The sequence below is a fragment of the Staphylococcus ratti genome (assembly GCF_020883535.1).
GTDB classification, from domain to species: Bacteria; Bacillota; Bacilli; order Staphylococcales; family Staphylococcaceae; genus Staphylococcus; species Staphylococcus ratti.
This window is the reverse complement of sequence record NZ_CP086654.1, coordinates 2105529-2124877: the sequence shown is the minus strand read 5'-3', so window position 1 is coordinate 2124877 and position 19349 is coordinate 2105529. Positions and strand designations below refer to the sequence as shown.

17 protein-coding genes and 1 rRNA gene are annotated in these 19349 nt (G+C 38.0%); 16 read left to right on the top strand and 2 right to left on the bottom strand.

All coding sequences use genetic code 11. The annotated features are described in order from the left end of the window. The first annotated feature begins 7 nt into the window (after positions 1–7). Together rrf and LN051_RS10390 are read left to right on the top strand one after the other, a co-directional pair. Positions 8–122 (top strand): 5S ribosomal RNA (gene rrf, locus LN051_RS10395). 125 nt (positions 123–247) lie between these two features. Beyond that, entirely contained in the window at positions 248–2185 is a 1938-nt protein-coding gene (locus tag LN051_RS10390; RefSeq protein WP_229292449.1) for an FUSC family protein, read from the top strand. 118 nt (positions 2186–2303) lie between these two features. On the opposite strand, the gene pdxR is transcribed toward LN051_RS10390, so the two are convergent. After that, positions 2304–3725, bottom strand: coding sequence for a MocR-like pyridoxine biosynthesis transcription factor PdxR (gene pdxR, locus LN051_RS10385; protein ID WP_229293677.1), 1422 nt, complete (start codon positions 3723–3725; stop codon positions 2304–2306). A gap of 107 nt (positions 3726–3832) precedes the next feature. Between pdxR and pdxS the strand changes: the two genes are divergently transcribed. Together pdxS and pdxT are read left to right on the top strand one after the other, a co-directional pair. Further along, the gene (gene pdxS / locus LN051_RS10380; protein ID WP_229292448.1) at positions 3833–4720 is read left to right on the top strand and encodes a pyridoxal 5'-phosphate synthase lyase subunit PdxS; all 888 of its coding nucleotides are present in this window, start codon (positions 3833–3835) and stop codon (positions 4718–4720) included. Between the two features lies 1 nt (position 4721). Next, positions 4722–5282, top strand: coding sequence for a pyridoxal 5'-phosphate synthase glutaminase subunit PdxT (gene pdxT / locus LN051_RS10375; protein ID WP_229292447.1), 561 nt, complete (start codon positions 4722–4724; stop codon positions 5280–5282). Between the two features lie 49 nt (positions 5283–5331). Here the strand turns inward: pdxT and LN051_RS10370 are convergent, their stop codons facing one another. Next, positions 5332–6537, bottom strand: a complete 1206-nt coding sequence (locus tag LN051_RS10370) for a NupC/NupG family nucleoside CNT transporter (protein WP_229292446.1) — start codon at positions 6535–6537, stop codon at positions 5332–5334. Between the two features lie 164 nt (positions 6538–6701). Here LN051_RS10370 and LN051_RS10365 point away from each other — a divergent pair, with 164 nt between their 5' ends. The 12 genes from LN051_RS10365 to LN051_RS10310 all read left to right on the top strand — a co-directional run bounded on the left by LN051_RS10365 (position 6702) and on the right by LN051_RS10310 (position 19348). After that, positions 6702–7163 carry a CtsR family transcriptional regulator gene (locus LN051_RS10365; RefSeq protein WP_229292445.1) on the top strand — a complete coding sequence of 154 codons (462 nt, stop codon included), beginning with the start codon at positions 6702–6704 and terminating at the stop codon, positions 7161–7163. Between the two features lie 11 nt (positions 7164–7174). Next, positions 7175–7708, top strand: a complete 534-nt coding sequence (locus tag LN051_RS10360) for a UvrB/UvrC motif-containing protein (RefSeq protein ID WP_420853977.1) — start codon at positions 7175–7177, stop codon at positions 7706–7708. Next, a complete protein-coding gene (locus tag LN051_RS10355) occupies positions 7692–8696 on the top strand; it encodes a protein arginine kinase (RefSeq protein WP_229292444.1) in 1005 nt (334 codons plus the stop codon). The genes LN051_RS10360 and LN051_RS10355 overlap by 17 nt, the downstream gene beginning before the upstream one ends. Before the next feature lie 12 nt (positions 8697–8708). Continuing rightward, entirely contained in the window at positions 8709–11186 is a 2478-nt protein-coding gene (locus LN051_RS10350; protein ID WP_229292443.1) for an ATP-dependent Clp protease ATP-binding subunit, read from the top strand. Positions 11187–11439: 253 nt separating this feature from the next. After that, positions 11440–12816, top strand: a complete 1377-nt coding sequence (gene radA / locus LN051_RS10345; protein WP_229292442.1) for a DNA repair protein RadA — start codon at positions 11440–11442, stop codon at positions 12814–12816. A gap of 16 nt (positions 12817–12832) precedes the next feature. Beyond that, positions 12833–13897, top strand: a complete 1065-nt coding sequence (locus LN051_RS10340) for a PIN/TRAM domain-containing protein (RefSeq protein ID WP_229292441.1) — start codon at positions 12833–12835, stop codon at positions 13895–13897. Continuing rightward, positions 13897–14595, top strand: a complete 699-nt coding sequence (gene ispD / locus LN051_RS10335) for a 2-C-methyl-D-erythritol 4-phosphate cytidylyltransferase (protein ID WP_229292440.1) — start codon at positions 13897–13899, stop codon at positions 14593–14595. The genes LN051_RS10340 and ispD overlap by 1 nt, the downstream gene beginning before the upstream one ends. Then, a complete protein-coding gene (gene ispF / locus LN051_RS10330; protein WP_229292439.1) occupies positions 14588–15064 on the top strand; it encodes a 2-C-methyl-D-erythritol 2,4-cyclodiphosphate synthase in 477 nt (158 codons plus the stop codon). The genes ispD and ispF overlap by 8 nt, the downstream gene beginning before the upstream one ends. A gap of 92 nt (positions 15065–15156) precedes the next feature. Next, on the top strand, positions 15157–16611 hold the full coding sequence (gltX, locus tag LN051_RS10325; RefSeq protein ID WP_229292438.1) for a glutamate--tRNA ligase: 1455 nt from the start codon (positions 15157–15159) through the stop codon (positions 16609–16611). Between the two features lie 317 nt (positions 16612–16928). Then, positions 16929–17570 carry a serine O-acetyltransferase gene (gene cysE / locus LN051_RS10320; RefSeq protein WP_274704561.1) on the top strand — a complete coding sequence of 214 codons (642 nt, stop codon included), beginning with the start codon at positions 16929–16931 and terminating at the stop codon, positions 17568–17570. Beyond that, on the top strand, positions 17554–18954 hold the full coding sequence (gene cysS, locus LN051_RS10315) for a cysteine--tRNA ligase (protein WP_229292437.1): 1401 nt from the start codon (positions 17554–17556) through the stop codon (positions 18952–18954). Before cysE ends, cysS begins: the two co-directional genes overlap by 17 nt. Continuing rightward, a complete protein-coding gene (locus tag LN051_RS10310; RefSeq protein ID WP_229292436.1) occupies positions 18947–19348 on the top strand; it encodes a Mini-ribonuclease 3 in 402 nt (133 codons plus the stop codon). Before cysS ends, LN051_RS10310 begins: the two co-directional genes overlap by 8 nt. Position 19349: the final 1 nt, after the last annotated feature.

Genomic DNA, 19349 nt, shown 5'->3' with positions numbered 1-19349 from the left:
AACATTGTTTGGTGACAATAGCAAAGAGGTCACACCTGTTCCCATGCCGAACACAGAAGTTAAGCTCTTTAGCGCCGATGGTAGTCGGACTTACGTTCCGCGAGAGTAGGACGTTGCCAAGCAAACATCAATATATGATGCGATGAGCCGAATCGAGACCGAGAGGTCTCTTTTTTTTATACACTAAAAAATGATATTCTAATATAGGAATAAAAAACACATATAGAAAGAATCTAGGTGAATTACATTGAATTTGTATGTTAAGCAATTAGCACAAATCAATACAGCAAAGATTGATATACGAAAAGGAATTCGACAAGGAATTATTATGCTAATTCCTTTGTTATACGGTTGGTTATTTAATGATATGGCAACCGCACTACTTATTTCTATAGGGACACTTGCACATATTTATGCGTTTGATTGGACATTTACGTCTCGTATTCGTGTGGTATCATTGACTTCATTAAGTTTCGTTATTGCTATGATGTTAGGGACTTTAACAACGGGAAATCCGATTATGTTTGCTATTTTCTTACTTATTTTTTCTGTTATCCCGTACTATATCTTTACAACTTTAAATGTACCCGGTCCTTCTTCAACTTTTTTTATCATTGCCTACAGTCTTTCAATTGTTATGCCACAACATCCAGAAGACTTTTTCCATCGTGGTGTAATGGTAGGGATAGGTGGCTTGTTAGCATTAGCGATGATTATTGTCGATCATCTGATTAAAAGCGAATCTCAAGAGACACAAGCAATAAAAAAAGAGTATCAATTAGTTCAAAAATTAGTGCATCAGTTTAATAATCAAGAACAATTTAATGATTTGACGAAAATCGCAGTAAAAACATTTCTCCAAACGTCTGAAACGTTAAATACAACAGGTTCTTCTTTACAAAAACGTTCGACACGTTATCAAAGAAGTGTGCTCTTACATCAATGGGCGGAAGGGATATATTCAGAGCTATTAGAACTTAATGCGAAAGGGATTCGCCCAATCCCTAAAGTGATTCAACAGATGATAGACCATATAACTAAAGAAATTGTGCATCCTTCTGAAACGAAGGCACTCTGGCGGAAACGTATCGATGTAGAAAAGCAATTTGATGAATTGGTTAAATTGATTTTTAAAGTAGACGAAACTTTGACTTCTACAGAATTAAGAGTGAAAGAAAATATTGAAATTCGTTCACCACAGTACAGTCATCGTTTGTTATATCATCTTACACCAGAATCAGCATCTTTTGTAGCAACAATGAAGTATACATTAATTATCGGCATTTCAATTATTGTGGCGCTAGTGTTTGACTTGGAAAGAGCATATTGGGTGCCTTTGAGTGCGCATACCGTATTGGTTGGAGGAACAAATATTGCAAGTTTAGAACGCGCTGTCGCACGTTGGCTAGGAACGATGGTAGGTGTAATTTTTGTTGCGAGTTTTCTTAGTTTTCATCCGCATATAGGTATTGTTGTGTGTGTGCTTGCTTTGAGTGCAGCATTAACTGAGGCGCTAGTAGGTGCGAATTATGCATTGGCTATGATTGCGATTACGACTCAAGTGATTTTATTAGGCGGACTTGCGCAAGGCAACTTTACGCCAATGATAGCAGTACCACGGTTTTTAGATACTACTGTAGGTATTGTCATTGCGGTGATTGGCGTAATGATTATTGGACGACGCATCGCTTCGAGAAATTTACCTGAAATTATGGCTGATGTGGCTAGAGTTGAGTCACAAATATTTCATTACGTTTTTTCTGAGCATCAGTATCCCAAATATCATAAAATGTATCATCCAAATAAGGCGAAATTACGTCTGAAATTAAAAGTTGAAAATATGGAAATGATGTATAACAGGGCATATGGTGAAATTTCATCAAATCATAAGCGTACACAATACTATTATCCAGCGATTTTCTTATTGCAACAGATTAACTTTAAGCTAACGCAAATTTTACATGATGACCGGGGTGTCTATTTAGATGAGCGTGCGCTTGGAATATATCTTGTCGTGTTTGAAAATATTGCGAAGTTGTTTGAATGTGGCAAATATCATGATGAAGTGATTGAGTTACCAGAACTCAAACATTACGCACAATTGCGTCAATTTTTAATGCAACTTCAAGAAATTGAATTATACGACTATCAAGACCAACGTAATCCTAATTTATTAAAAGATTAAAACCATATGAGTTTGATTCACAACGGTTAATCCTATACAAATTGAAAAAATAGATCACGGAAAATTAAAAAGCGGTTCAAGTTTAACTTAAATGGTTAAATTTGAATCGCTTTTAGTTTTAATCACTTTTGATACGATCTGTTGGTTGTAAGCTCGATATTAATTGTTTGGCATGACTTTCCACTTCATCTAATGGAATGCCTCCAAATCCGAGCACAAATTGAGGTGTCGTTGTTTTAAATTGATAGCGATAAGCTGACAACGGTTTAATTTCAATGCGATGGTGATGAAAGCTTTGGATACATTGAGCTTCAGTCCAACCGTTCGTTATGGTTATTACAAAATGCATGCCTGTTTTTTCACCTGAAATTTTAATTAATTCAGGGTGACGGTTTAAAGTGGCAATTAAAATATCTCTTTTTTGTCGGTAAATTTTACGCATTCTGTTTAAATGGCGCTCGAAATGGTGTGTTGCCATAAATTGACTGACCATATATTGTGTATGTCTCGGGACAGTTCCGCCCTCGATATTTTTGGTTTTTTGGTATTGTTGTTGCAATGCTATAGGTAAAACGGCATAGGCGATACGAATCGAAGGCGCTATCGATTTTGAAAATGTACTGACATAAATGACGCTACCAGATTGATCTAGGCTTTGAAGTGCTGGAATCGGTTTTCCTTCATAGCGAAATTCAGAATCATAGTCATCTTCTATAATGTATCGAAAAGGCGTTGCTTGTGCCCATTTCAGTAAAGCGATACGCTGTTTTAGTTTCATCGTCACACCTGTTGGAAATTGATGACTTGGCGTGATATAAACGACATCTTTATCACCTTTATGTTGTGCGATTTGCACGCCTTCATCGTGAACTTTTAAAAACGAATAGTTAATATGTTTACGCTTTAATAGTTGATGCACTTGTGGGTACAATGGATCTTCTAAAAGATAATGACTTTTAGGTGGCAATAAATCAGTGATAATGGACAAAATTTGATCTGTGGATGACGCAACAATGACTTGGGCAGGTGTTGCTTGAACGCCACGACTATGAAAAAGATATTGGCTTATTTCTTTGCGTAAGGCAAAGTCACCTTGTTTATGGCCTGTTTCGACGAGGTGGAACTGTGGCTCTTCAAAAGCTTCTTTTGAAAATTTTCTAAGCGTTTCGAGCGGGAAATGTGCTTTATCGATGGCACCTAATTGAAATCGGAATGGGTAGTGAGGCGTTGGTTTTGATTCCTCCGTGACTTCAACGGTGTTTTTTGTATTTCTTGCGATAAATGGAAGTGATTCTATATCACTCACGAAATAACCTGATTTAGGTTTACTAATCACAAAACCTTCATCTATTAATTGAGAATACGCATTTTCAATTGTCGTTTGGCTAACAGAAAGGTATTGGCTGAGTTGCCGCTTAGAAGGTAATTTTTCGCCTTCGCGCAAAGCCCCTTCAATAATACTCTCTTTTATTTTATCGTAGAGCTGTAAATAAATTGGCTGAGACTTTAGTTTATCGATATCAAACATGAGCATTTCCATTGTATCCATCCTATCTGACCACTTTAATTTGTAGCGTTCTGACACTTTTAAAGGTTCAGATAATAGTATAAGCTACTCTTGTATATTCGAAAAGGGGGCAATTTAAAATGTCTAAACAAGTAGGCTCAGATCGCGTAAAACGCGGTATGGCAGAAATGCAAAAAGGTGGCGTCATCATGGACGTGGTTAACGCCGAACAAGCTAAGATTGCAGAAGAAGCAGGTGCTGTTGCAGTTATGGCGCTTGAGCGCGTACCATCTGATATTAGAGCAGCAGGTGGTGTTGCACGTGCATGCAACCCTAGAATTGTTGAAGAAGTGATGAATGCGGTGTCTATCCCTGTAATGGCGAAATGTCGTATTGGGCACATTACAGAAGCACGTGTATTAGAGGCTATGGGTGTAGACTATATTGATGAATCTGAAGTGCTTACACCAGCAGATGAAGTTTTTCACCTTAAGAAGAGCGATTACACGGTTCCATTTGTATGTGGATGTCGTAATTTAGGTGAAGCAGCGCGTCGTATTGGTGAAGGCGCAGCTATGTTACGTACAAAAGGTGAACCAGGTACAGGTAATATTGTAGAAGCGGTTCGTCATATGCGTCAGGTGAATCAAGAAGTGAATCGTATCACTGTAATGAGTGATGATGAATTAATGACAGAAGCGAAAAACTTAGGCGCGCCTTACGATATTTTAAAAATGATTAAATCAACAGGGCGTTTACCAGTAGTGAACTTTGCAGCGGGCGGTGTTGCGACACCTCAAGATGCAGCGTTAATGATGGAATTAGGTGCAGATGGTGTATTTGTAGGATCTGGTATCTTCAAATCCGAAGATCCTGAAACTTTTGCTAAAGCAATTGTACAAGCAACAACACACTACCAAGACTATGAATTAATTGGTAAATTGGCTAAAGAACTTGGCACAGCAATGAAAGGGTTAGATATTAACTCACTTTCATTAGAAGAACGTATGCAAGAGCGTGGTTGGTAAGATGAAAATCGGCGTACTTGCATTACAAGGTGCTGTACGTGAACATATTCGCCATATTGAAGCGAGTGGGCACGAAGGCATTTATGTGAAAAAAGTAGAACAACTTAAAGATATTGATGGTTTAATTATTCCAGGTGGCGAATCTACAACATTACGTCGTTTGATGGATTTATATGGTTTTAAAGAAGCGCTCCAACAATCTGAGTTACCGATGTTTGGTACTTGTGCTGGACTTATCGTACTTGCTAAAGATATTGTGAATGAAACAGGTTACTTGCAAAAGTTAGATATTACTGTTGAACGTAATTCATTTGGGCGCCAAGTGGACAGTTTCGAAGCAGATCTAACAATAAAAGGCATTGATACGTTAGTAGAAGGTGTGTTCATTCGTGCACCGCATATTCAATCTACTGAAGCGACGGTAGAAGTCTTAGGGCGAATTGAGGATAAAATCATTGCGGTTCGTCAAGGAAAGTATTTAGGCGTGTCGTTCCATCCTGAACTTACTGAAGATTATAGTATCATCAATTATTTTATTAATAACGTTGTCTCTGAAGCATAAAATAAAAAGCTGTATGTCTATTTTTCATGACATACAGCTTTTTGTTGTTTTAAATAAAGAAACCAGCGATTGTAGCAGAAATAAATGATACAAGTGTCGCACCAAACAATAATTTAAGCCCGAAACGAGCGACAACGTCACCTTTTTCGTCATTTAAAGATTTGATTGCACCTGAGATGATACCGATTGAACTGAAGTTAGCAAATGACACTAAGAATACAGAAACGACACCAAGTGCACGTTCAGAAAGACCGTTAGCTTTGCCTAACTCAGTCATAGCTACGAATTCATTTGATAAAAGTTTTGTCGCCATAATTGAACCTGCTTCAACAGCATCATGCCAAGGAATCCCTGTTAAAAACGCAAGTGGTGCAAATACAAAACCGATTAATGTTTGGAAATTCCAATCTAGCGTACCACCAGAAGCGAAATTGATAATGGCGCCCACAATACCATTTAAGAATGTAATTAAGGCGATATATCCAATTAACATCGCACCAACAATCACTGCAACTTTGAAACCATCTAAAATGTATTCTCCCAACATTTCAAAGAAAGATTGTTGTTTTTTCTCTTCTTCTATAAGTAATTTGTCATCTTTTTCGTTAACTTTATAAGGATTAATAATCGATGCTACGATAAATCCACCGAATAAGTTTAAAACTATAGCAGTTACAACATATTCTGGTTTTACCATTGTAAAATAAGCGCCGATAATTGATGCTGAGACCGTAGACATTGCTGACGCTGTTAAAGTGTATAAACGATGTTTAGGAATGTAAGGCAATTGTTTCTTAAGTGAAATGAACACTTCAGACTGCCCTAAAATCGCAGATGCAACAGCGTTGTATGATTCTAAACGACCCATACCATTGACTTTTGAAATTAAAAATCCTAAAACATTAATAATGACAGGTAAAATCTTTAAATATTGTAAAATACCGATTAAAGCGGAAATAAAGACGATAGGAAGTAAAACATTTAAGAAGAATGGTGCTGCTCCTGTATTCGCTAAACCTCCAAATACGAAATTAACGCCTTCAGCAGCTTGTTTCAGTAAATAACCGAATCCGTGTGCAATACCGCCTACAATAATAACCCCGACATTCGTTTTTAATAAAATAAAAGCGAATATCATTTGAATAACTAACATTAAACCAATATAATGCCAGCGAACATTTTTCTTGTCAGAACTTGCGAGCCAAGCTACTCCCAAAAACACAAGTATCCCAATTATCCCAATCAAAATGTGCATGAAATAAACACCTCTGTCCAATTTATAAATTTTCACTAAGACTATCATACACCAAAAATGTAAGCAGTAACATAACAATTTTAGGACACTTAGAAACAAATTGGTTGAAAAAGGTCAAACTAGCTTCTATAATATAGTCAAAGATGGTCAAAAGAGGTGATACCATGCATAATATGTCAGACATCATAGAACAGTACATTAAACAGTTATTTGAAGAAACTAAAGAGGATGTCGTTGAAATTCAGCGCGCCAATATCGCACAACGCTTTGATTGTGTACCATCTCAGCTGAATTATGTCATAAAAACACGCTTTACGAACGAACATGGATACGAAATTGAAAGTAAACGTGGGGGTGGAGGCTACATTCGTATTACTAAAATCGAAACAAAAGATCATGCCTTCTATATCAAACGTTTAATGGATTTAATCGGCCCATCCCTCTCTCAACAACAAGCCTATTATATTATTGATGGGTTATTAGATAATCAATTAATTACAGAACGCGAAGCTAAATTGATTGCAGCAGTCGTCGATAGAGAAACGTTAACGATGGATGTCGCATCTCGAGATATTATCCGCGCTAACATTTTAAAACGATTACTTCCAGTCATTAACTATTACTAGAAGGTGATGCTATGACACATGAGGAACTAAAACGAGCGCAAGTACAACAACAGCGAAACCATAAGCCTATAGTGTTATCTCAAGAGCCCATACACAATCAATCTGATGAGCATTGGCAGGCAGGAGAAGATGTAGAAGGGACGTTTGTCGTTCAACAAATTTTACAGCATCTTGCTGCTAAATACGGTATCAATGTAGATCAACTTGTTTATCGCGAAGAAAAAAGATGTCCAACTTGTCAAATGTCGCTTAAAGATATTGCACATGTTGGTAAATTTGGATGTCGTGATTGTTATGTAACGTTTAAGGAAGATGTCTATGACATTGTCCGACGCGTTCAAGGTGGGCACATGACGCACTCTGGAAAATATCCACAATCCTCGCATCAAAAACGTGCATTAAAACAACAAATAGAAGCTAAGCAAGAAAAACTACAAGCGTTAGTTGAAGCGCAAGCATTTGAAGAAGCAGCAATTGTCCGTGATGAGATTAAAGCACTTGAAGTACAGCAAAGCGAGGTGTCTCAAGATGACCGACAATCTTAAACATCATATGAGTGGATGGCTTCAAGAATCTAGCACATCTCCTGTTGTGATGTCATCACGTATTCGCTTAGCACGAAACCTTGAAAACTATGTGCATCCGCTCATGTTTCCATCAGAAGAAGAAGGGCACCGTGTGATTAACGAGGTGCAAGATGCACTAGCCGATTTGAACGTTTTGCGCTTAGATGAGCTTGACCAACAAAGTAAATACAAATTAGTAGCCAAACATCTCATTAGTCCTGATTTGACGAAGCAGCCTGCCTCTGCTGTGCTGCTTAACGATGATGAGTCCGTGAGCGTGATGGTAAATGAAGAGGATCATGTGCGTATCCAAGTGATGAAAACAGATTTATCCTTGGAGGCATTGTATGACAAAGCATCCAAAATTGATGATCAGCTAGATGCCGCAACAACGATTAGTTATGACGAGGATTTAGGTTATCTCACAACCTGCCCAACAAATGTTGGCACAGGGATGAGAGCGAGTGTGATGCTTCATTTGCCTGGGTTATCAATTATGAAGCGAATGTCTCGCATTGCGCAATCGATCAATCGATTTGGTTTTACAATTCGCGGTATTTATGGTGAAGGGTCTCAAGTTTATGGACATATCTACCAAGTCTCGAACCAGCTTACTCTAGGCAAAAGTGAAAAAGAAATTATCGAAGCGTTAACAGAATTAGTACAGCAAATTATTAGTGAAGAACTGGAATTTAGAACACGCTTGCACACACATAAAAAAACAGAAATGCTTGATCGGATTTATCGTTCGCTAGGTATTTTGAAATATAGCCAATTAATATCAGTAGAAGAAGCGTCGTATCGTTTGAGTGATATTAAATTAGGTGTAGATTTAGGTATTTTAGATATGGAAGATTTTCAGTTTAATGAATTAATGATTGCAATACAATCTCCATTTTTAATAGACGAAAATGAAGAACAGTCTGTAGAAGCTAAAAGAGCAGAAATTTTACGAACACATATTTAAGGAGGTTTGATTATGTTATTTGGAAGACTTACTGAACGCGCGCAACGTGTTTTAGCACATGCGCAAGAAGAGGCCATACGTCTCAATCACTCTAATATTGGTACAGAGCACTTATTACTTGGCTTAATGAAAGAGCCAGAAGGTATCGCGGCAAAAGTATTAGAAAGTGTTGATATTACTGAAGAAAAAGTGATTGCAGAAGTAGAAAAACTGATTGGTCATGGCCAAGATAACATGGGGGCACTTCATTATACGCCACGCGCGAAGAAAGTCATTGAACTTTCAATGGATGAAGCCCGTAAATTACAACATAATTTTGTAGGAACAGAGCATATTTTATTAGGTTTAATACGTGAAAACGAAGGCGTAGCGGCACGCGTGTTTGCTAATTTAGACCTTAATATTACGAAAGCACGTGCACAAGTCGTTAAAGCATTAGGTAATCCTGAAACGTCTAACAAAAATGCGCAAACTGCAAAATCAAATAATACACCGACTTTGGATAGCTTGGCTCGCGATTTAACAGTTATCGCCAAAGATGGTACGTTAGATCCAGTAGTTGGCAGAAACAAAGAAATTACACGTGTCATTGAAGTGCTAAGTCGTCGTACAAAAAACAACCCTGTATTAATAGGGGAACCTGGTGTAGGTAAAACAGCGATTGCAGAAGGGTTAGCTCAAGCTATCGTGAATAATGAAGTACCTGAAACACTCAAAGACAAACGCGTTATGTCTCTTGATATGGGGACGGTCGTTGCAGGGACGAAATATCGTGGTGAATTTGAAGAGCGTTTGAAAAAAGTCATGGAAGAAATTCATCAAGCGGGCAACGTGATTTTATTCATTGATGAGCTTCACACTTTAATTGGTGCAGGTGGTGCAGAAGGTGCTATCGATGCTTCAAATATTTTAAAGCCCGCCCTTGCACGTGGTGAGCTACAATGTATTGGTGCCACAACATTAGATGAGTACCGTAAGCATATTGAAAAAGATGCCGCATTAGAGCGTCGTTTCCAACCCGTTCAAGTAGACGAACCAAGCGTTGAAGATACGATTCAAATTCTTAAAGGTTTAAGAGACCGTTATGAAGCGCATCACCGTATTAATATTTCCGACGAAGCTGTTGAAGCGGCAGCTAAATTAAGTGATCGTTATGTTCAAGATCGATTTTTACCCGATAAAGCAATTGATTTAATAGACGAAGCAAGTTCAAAAGTGCGTTTGAGACATCATACGACACCGCCAAACTTGAAAGAAATTGAACAACAAATCGAACAAGTTAAAAAAGAAAAAGATGCGGCTGTACATGCGCAAGAATTTGAAAATGCAGCGAACCTTCGTGACAAGCAAACGAAGTTAGAAAAACAATATGAAGAAGCTAAAAATGAATGGAAAAATCACCAAGGTGGTCAACATACGACGCTAGGTGCCGAAGATATTGCAGAAGTTATCGCAGGTTGGACGGGTATTCCGTTAACGCGTCTTAATGAAACTGAGTCTGAGCGTTTACTTCATCTCGAAGATACGTTACATGAGCGTGTAATCGGTCAAAAAGACGCTGTGACTGCGATTTCGAAAGCTGTTCGTCGCGCACGTGCAGGATTAAAAGATCCAAAACGTCCTATTGGTAGCTTTATATTCCTTGGACCTACGGGTGTAGGTAAAACAGAGCTCGCGCGTGCACTGGCAGAAACAATGTTTGGTGAAGAAGACGCGATGATTCGTGTGGATATGAGTGAATTTATGGAAAAACATGCTGTAAGTCGTTTAGTAGGTGCACCTCCTGGCTATGTAGGTCATGACGATGGTGGACAATTAACTGAAAAAGTGCGTCGTAAACCTTATTCTGTCATTTTATTTGATGAAATTGAAAAAGCACATCCAGATGTGTTTAATATTCTTTTACAAGTTTTAGACGACGGGCATCTTACAGATACAAAAGGACGACGTGTGGATTTTAGAAATACCGTAATCATTATGACATCAAACGTAGGTGCTCAAGAACTTCAAGATCAGCGTTTTGCAGGATTCGGTAGTCAAGGTGATGGAGAAGACTACGAAACGATTCGTAAAACAATGATGAAAGAACTTAAAAATGCATTTCGTCCTGAATTTTTAAACCGTGTGGACGATACAATTGTCTTCCATAAACTTACTAAAGAAGAATTAAAAGCCATTGTCACAATGATGGTTAATAAATTAACATCACGCTTATCAGAACAAAACATTAATATTAAAGTGACAGATGCGGCGAAAGATCAAATTGCTTCAGAAGGATATGACCCTGAATACGGAGCACGTCCGTTAATCCGAGCGATTCAGAAAACTGTGGAAGATAATTTGAGTGAACTGATTTTAGAAGGTAAAGAATTAGACGGTAAAGATGTGACGGTAGATTATGACGGCAAAGCGTTCAAATACGATATTCAAGAACGCCAATCTGAAGTAACGTCAGATCACGTTGAAGAAAAGGACGAAACGACATCTTAATAGAATGAGACAAACTGAGGCTAGGACATCCAATGTTCTAGTCTCTTTATGGTGTAAGTTTCGGCTTAGCTTATGCAGTCGCAACTTTTTAACGATGATACTACTTTGCGTCTGTGAAACATTACGTTTTTAACGTACTAGAATAATAAAAATGTATCGATTTTTGTTTCGCGATCTTTTTAATTCTTCATTTGTCAGATTGATGACACAAGTATAAAATAGATTTGTTATATCAAAAAAAGGAGGTGGCATCATGGCTAAGAAAAAAATAGTATACGAATGTACCGCATGCGGTCACCAGTACCCTAAATGGATGGGGAATTGTCTCAACTGTGGAGCATGGAATTCAATGGAAGAAGTTGTAGAACAAAAAACGACCAGTTCTAAACATAGCGTACGTGCACAAAAAACAAACCATTCTCAAAAAGTGCAAACGCTTAAAGAGATTAAAAACGAAAAAACGCCGAGAATTCTTACAAATAGTCAGGAGTTCAACCGTGTTCTAGGTGGCGGCATTGTTCAAGGCTCACTTGTCTTAATTGGTGGCGATCCGGGTATTGGTAAATCGACACTGTTACTTCAGATGTGTGCAGCATTATCCAAAGAAAAGAAAGTTCTGTATATCACGGGGGAAGAGTCATTAAATCAGACGAAATTGCGTGCCGATCGTCTTGATGAAGATGCCAGTGCTTTAAATGTTTTTGCGGAAACAGATCTTGAAATTATTCATGAAGTTGTTAAAAAAGTAGAGCCTGAATTGATTGTTGTCGATTCTATACAAACGATTTATCATCCAGAAATCAGTTCTGCGCCGGGTTCAGTTTCACAAGTTCGTGAAAGTACACAAAGTTTAATGCATATTGCGAAACAAATGAATATCGCCACATTTATCGTAGGACATGTAACAAAAGAAGGACAAATTGCTGGACCGAGACTATTAGAACATATGGTGGATACAGTGCTCTATTTTGAAGGAGATGAACACCATGCGTATCGCATATTACGTGCGGTTAAAAACCGTTTTGGTTCAACTAACGAAATGGGTATATTTGAGATGAAACAAGCGGGGCTTAAAAGTGTACCTAACCCTTCAGAAATGTTTTTGGAGGAGCGCTCTACTAATGTGCCTGGTTCAACGATTGTGGCCACAATGGAAGGGACGCGTCCGTTGTTAATAGAAGTACAAGCGCTTGTAACCCCAACGACATTTAATAATCCTCGACGTATGGCAACTGGAATCGATCATAACCGTTTAAGTTTGTTGATGGCAGTGTTAGAGAAAAAAGAAGGCTATTTGCTTCAACAACAAGATGCGTATATAAAAGTTGCAGGTGGCGTCAAACTGAGTGAACCTGCAGTAGATTTAGGGATTATTATTGCTACGGCATCAAGTTTCAAAGATCAAGCGGTAGACGGTTTAGATTGTTTTATTGGAGAAGTAGGCTTAACTGGAGAAGTTCGAAGAGTGTCTAGAATTGAACAAAGAGTCCAAGAAGCGGCGAAATTAGGCTTTAAACGTGTTATTATACCGAAAACGAATATTGGAGGGTGGAAATTCCCAGAAAATATAGAAGTCATCGGTGTTTCTTCGACAAATGAAGCATTAAAATATGCATTAAAACCGAGATAGAGAAAGGAGGTTTAAGATGGATTTTGTTAAATTTTTAGTTGTCATTTCCTACATGATTATCGGGAGTGTGTTAGGGCTTTTCTTAATCCCTGGCATACTAATCGATTTTCATGTAAGTCATCCCCCCATTATGGAAAATAGCTATGTGACTGCGATGATAGGCATGCTTGTTTTCTTTCTTATTTTTGGTTGGTTTATTCCGCGCATTGCTTATATGTTTAAAAATGCAGAACAGTTTATATTGAGCTACAGTGCTATTGAAATTATTTTTGCTACCATTGGTTTGTTTACGGGTTTGATGATTTCAGTTATGATTTCTTTTATTTTAAAATTTATTGGTACAGATTTAGTTGATCGAATAGTTCCTATTATTACGACATTGGTGCTTGGTTATTTAGGGTTTCAATTTGGATTAAAAAAGCGTGACGAGATGTTGTTGTTTTTGCCTGAAAATATGGCACGATCTATGTCGATCAATGCGCGTAATGCAGTGCCTAAAATTATTGATACCAGTGCAATTATCGATGGTCGAATTTATAAAATTATGGAAGCAGGATTTATCGATGGAGAAATCTTAATTCCTCAAGGTGTTATTAATGAACTGCAAGTGGTTGCAGATGCGAACGACAGTATCAAACGCGACAAAGGACGTAGAGGACTAGAAATTTTAAATGCCATTCATGACTCTAAACATCCGACACGGATTATTTATCCTCAAAAAAGTCATCATGATATTGATGCATTAATCATTAAACTTGCGCAACATTACCGCGCGCATGTGATCACGACAGATTATAACTTGAATCGCGTATGTGCGATTCAAGATATCAAGGTGCTTAATGTGAATGATTTGTCAGACGCGATTAAGCCGGAAGTCCATCAAGGCGATCGTTTCAATTTAATGATTACTAAAGTCGGAAAAGAACCTGGCCAAGGTGTCGGCTATTTTGAAGATGGAACGATGGTGGTTGTGGATGATGCAAAACAACACATTAACGAAACGTTACTACTTGAAGTAATCAGTATGCTTCAAACTGCTTCAGGTCGTATTATTTTCGCGAAAAAGGTGGAGGAAACATAATGCAACATTATCATGTCATCATTCCTGCAGCAGGGAAAGGCACACGTATGAATCGCGCATACAATAAGTTGTTTATCGAACTAGAAGGCGCGCCTTTATTAGCGCACACGTTAAACGTATTTCAATCGGACGATGCATGCCAAGCAATTCATTTGGCGATTCACCCTAGAGATTTTGAACATATGAACGCGCTATGTAAAAAATTTGATAAAGTGACAACCCTTATCGAAGGGGGCGATACACGACAAGAAAGTATTCACTGTGTTTTACGCGCAATCGATGTAAAGCAAGATGACGTTATTTTAGTTCATGACGGTGCGCGCCCATTCGTATCTCATCATACGATACATAAGCTAATTGACATCATTCAATCTCAAGGCGCAGCAGTTGTAGGTGTTAAAGCAAAAGATACGATTAAAGTAGTGGAAAACGACGCAGTGGCACAGACGTTGGAACGAACAAAATTGTGGCAAATTCAAACCCCTCAAGGCGCGACGTATCAAACGTTATTCAATGCGTATACAGTCGCTCAACAAGAGAAGTTTGAAGGCACGGATGACGGCAGCTTACTTGAGTATGCAGGCAACGCTGTTCACGTTGTCGAAGGAGAATATGAAAATATTAAAATGACGACGGAAGAAGATTTATGGATAGGTCGTGCATTTTTAAATAAAAGGAGTAATGAAAATCATGTATAGAGTTGGATTAGGTTATGACGTTCATGCATTCGATGCTGCTAGGCCTTTAATTATTGGAGGCATTGAAGTACCGCACACTCAAGGTTTAAAAGGGCACAGTGATGCAGATGTTTTATTACATGCCATTACAGACGCGATGTTAGGTGCGTGTGCGTTAGGGGACATCGGCAAGCTCTTTCCTGACACAGACCCTAATTTCAAAGATGCAGATTCTAAAAACCTACTGCGTGAAGCCTATGAAGCTGTAAAAAAAGAAGGCTACGTTATCAATAATATTGATGCGACAATTATTGCTGAAAAACCTAAATTCCGCCCCCACATTGATACGATGCGCCAAGTGATTGCAGAGTTATTTGAAGTGGAAATTGGACGTGTCAATGTGAAAGCGACGACAAGTGAAAAGCTTGGATTCACCGGGCGTGAAGAAGGTATTGCTGCACAAGCGATCGTCTCTCTTTCGCAAATGTAACATCATATAATAAGATGTATGGAACGATATAGGCATGTCTTATGTCACGTGATATAATAAAAATATTGAAATTGAAAACAGGAGTGAACGAAATGAGTAACCGAGTAAGAGTAAGATATGCACCAAGTCCGACAGGTTATTTGCATATTGGTAATGCACGTACAGCATTATTTAACTATTTATTCGCAAAACATTACGGTGGCGATTTTGTAATTCGTATTGAAGATACAGATACAAAACGTAATTTAGAAGACGGTGAATCGTCACAGTTTGATAATTTAAAATGGTTAGGTTTAGATTGGGATGAATCTGTAGATCAAGATAAAGGTTATGGTCCTTATCGTCAGTCAGAGCGTGGTCATATTTATCAACCGTTAATTGACCAATTGTTAGCTGAAGATAAAGCGTACAAGTGCTACATGACAGAAGATGAATTAGAAGCGGAACGTGAAGCTCAAATTGAACGTGGGGAAATGCCGCGCTACGGTGGTCAACATGCACATCTTACTGAAGCAGAGCGTCAACAATTTGAAGCTGAAGGACGTAAACCATCTATTCGATTTCGCGTCCCTCAAGACAAAACTTACAAGTTCGATGATATGGTTAAAGGCGAAGTATCATTTGAATCAGATAACTTTGGCGATTGGGTAATCGTTAAAAAAGACGGCATTCCAACGTACAACTTCGCAGTAGCTGTCGATGACCATTACATGGAAATTTCTGATGTTATTCGCGGTGACGATCACATTTCAAATACGCCAAAACAATTAATGATTTATGAAGCATTTGGATGGGAACCACCACGTTTTGCACATATGACATTAATCGTTAATGAGCAACGTAAAAAATTAAGTAAACGTGATGGTCAAATTTTACAATTTATCGAACAGTATCGTGATTTAGGTTACTTACCAGAAGCTTTGTTTAATTTTATTGGTTTGCTAGGTTGGTCTCCAGAAGGGGAAGAAGAAATCTTCAGCAAACAACAATTTATTGATATTTTCACTGAAAAGCGTTTGTCAAAATCACCAGCGTTTTTTGACAAGCAAAAGTTAGAGTGGATTAACAATCAATACATGAAAGAAAAAGATACAGAAACGGTATTTGAGATGACATTGCCGCATATGATTAAAGCGGGATTATTACCAGAATCGCCATCAGAAGCCGAATTAGATTGGGGACGTAAACTTGTTGCGTTATATCAAGAACAAATGAGTTATGCAGGCGAAATTGTTCCATTATCTGAGCTGTTCTTTAGAGACGAAAAAGAGTTAGATGAAGCCTCTCAAGACGTTTTAAATGGCGAACAAGTTCCTGAATTAATGAATGTGCTATATCACAAACTTGAAACATTAGAGCCATTTGAAGCTGCTGAAATTAAAAAGACGATTAAAGCAGTTCAAAAAGAAACAGGCATTAAAGGTAAACAATTATTTATGCCAATCCGTGTAGCAGTAACAGGACAAATGCATGGTCCAGAGTTACCAAATACAATGGAAGTGCTTGGAAAAGATAAAGTTTTAAAACGCATTCAACAGTTGTTATAGTGTGATCACGAATGACACACCTTAGCTTTAACAAATAGCAAAAGAGTGAGTTTTTAACTTGCATTCATTAGGTAAATAACATACGATAAAAGTGATTTTAAACATAAAGGATAAGTAAACAAATGATGTGACTCAGAGAGTGTGCGGTCGCTGCGAGCACACCACAAATTTTGTCGAATGCACCTTTATTAAGCGCAGTTGAATAAACTAATAAAGTGAGTACGCAAGTGAGCCGTACTAATTAAGAGTGGAACCGTGCACAAAGCACCTCTGACAAATTTGTTGGGGGTGCTTTTGGTTTTAAAGGAGGATTTGCTGTGATAAGAAGAATACTGGATGATGTAAAAATGGTTTTTGAACAAGACCCAGCCGCGCGCTCTACATTTGAAGTGATTACGACGTATGCCGGGTTACATGCGGTGTGGTCACATTTGATTGCACATCGTTTATACAATAAAAAATATTACACTTTGGCACGTGGGATTTCTCAGGTTTCGCGATTTTTTACAGGAATTGAAATTCACCCAGGCGCAAAAATTGGTCGTCGCTTATTTATCGACCATGGCATGGGCGTTGTTATCGGTGAAACATGTACAATTGGTGATAATGTGACCATTTATCAAGGTGTGACGCTTGGTGGTACAGGGAAAGAAAAAGGCAAACGTCATCCGGATATTGGTGATAATGTACTTATTGCGGCAGGTTCAAAAGTGTTAGGAAATATTAAAATAGATTCAAATGTGAACATTGGTGCGAATTCTGTTGTATTAAGAGATGTTCCAAGCTATACCACGGTTGTAGGTATCCCTGGGCGCATTGTGCGACAAGACGGTCAACGTATAGGTAAAACTTTTGACCATCTTAATTTACCGGATCCGATTTATGAACAATTAAAACAGCTCGAACGACAACTTGAACAAACTAAAAATGGAGAGATTAAAGATGATTACATTATATAATACGCTCACACGACAAAAAGAAGTGTTTAAACCTTTAGAACCTGGAAAAGTTAAAATGTATGTTTGTGGTCCGACGGTTTATAACTATATTCATATCGGTAATGCACGTCCGGCTATTAACTACGACGTAGTGCGCCGTTATTTCGAATATCAAGGGTATGAAGTGGATTATGTTTCGAATTTTACAGACGTAGACGATAAATTGATTAAACGTTCTCGCGAATTAGGAGAATCTGTTCCAGAAATTGCAGACCGCTATATTCAAGCCTTTCATGAAGACACGGCAGCATTAAATATTAAAAAGGCAACTTCAAATCCACGTGTTATGGAACACATGGATGACATTATTAAATTCATTCAAAACTTAGTTGATCAAGGATATGCATACGAAAGTGGTGGAGACGTTTATTTCCGTACGCGCAAGTTTGAGGACTACGGCAAATTAAGCCACCAATCGCTTAATGATTTAAAAGTAGGAGCACGTATTGAGCAAGGTGAACAAAAAGAAGACGCACTTGACTTTACTTTATGGAAAAAAGCAAAGCCTGGTGAAATTAGCTGGGACAGTCCTTTTGGTGAAGGACGTCCAGGATGGCATATCGAATGTTCGGTCATGGCTTTTGAAAAGCTTGGTCCAACGATTGATATTCACGCAGGGGGAAGTGATTTACAGTTTCCTCATCATGAAAATGAAATAGCGCAATCAGAAGCACATAATCACGCGCCTTTCGCAAACTATTGGATGCACAATGGATTTATTAACATTGATAATGAAAAAATGAGTAAATCATTAGGAAACTTTATTTTAGTACACGATATTATTAAAGAAATTGACCCAGATGTTCTGCGTTTCTTTATGATTAGTGTGCATTACCGAAGCCCTATCAACTACAATATTGAATTAGTTGAAGCGGCGCGTAGTGGATTAGAGCGCATTCGTAATAGTTATCAATCACTAATGGAACGTGAAGCTGTAGCCACTGACCTTAATGATGGAACGGCTTATATGGAACGTATTGATGAGATATTAGCGCAATTTGAAAAAGTCATGAATGATGACTTTAATACGGCGAATGCGATTACAGCATGGTATGATTTAGTAAAATTAGCGAATAAATATTTACTTGAAAACCAAACGTCAACGCAAGTTATCGCACGTTTTAAGGCGGTCTTTGAAATCTTTAGTGATGTGTTAGGCGTCCCACTCGTTTCAAACAAAACGGAGGAATTATTGGACGAAGAAATTGAAAAATTAATCGAAGAGCGCAATGAAGCAAGAAAAGCGAAAAACTTTGCTCGAGCAGATGAAATTCGTGACCAATTGAAAGCGCAAAATATCATTTTAGAAGATACGCCACAAGGTGTGAGGTTTAAACGTGGATAAACCAACAAATGCCAAACTTCTAAATCCGTTATCTTTAGCTTATGTAGGCGATGCGGTATTAGATCAACATGTTCGAACGTATATTATTTTGAAACAACATAGTAAACCAAATCGGCTACATCAAGAAGCCAAGCGCTTTGTATCAGCTAAAAGTCAAGCCGTGACGTTAGAAGCATTAATAGAGCATACGTGGTTTACAGAAGAAGAAAATGATGTGTTAAAACGTGGACGCAATGCGAAAAGTTATACGAAAGCGAAAAACACAGACATTCAAACTTATCGAAAAAGCTCTGCGTTAGAAGCGGTGATAGGATATTTATATTTGGACGGTCAAACGACAAGGTTGGAACAATTGCTTGAAACCATCGTTACATTAGTAGAAGAAAGGAGTTGAA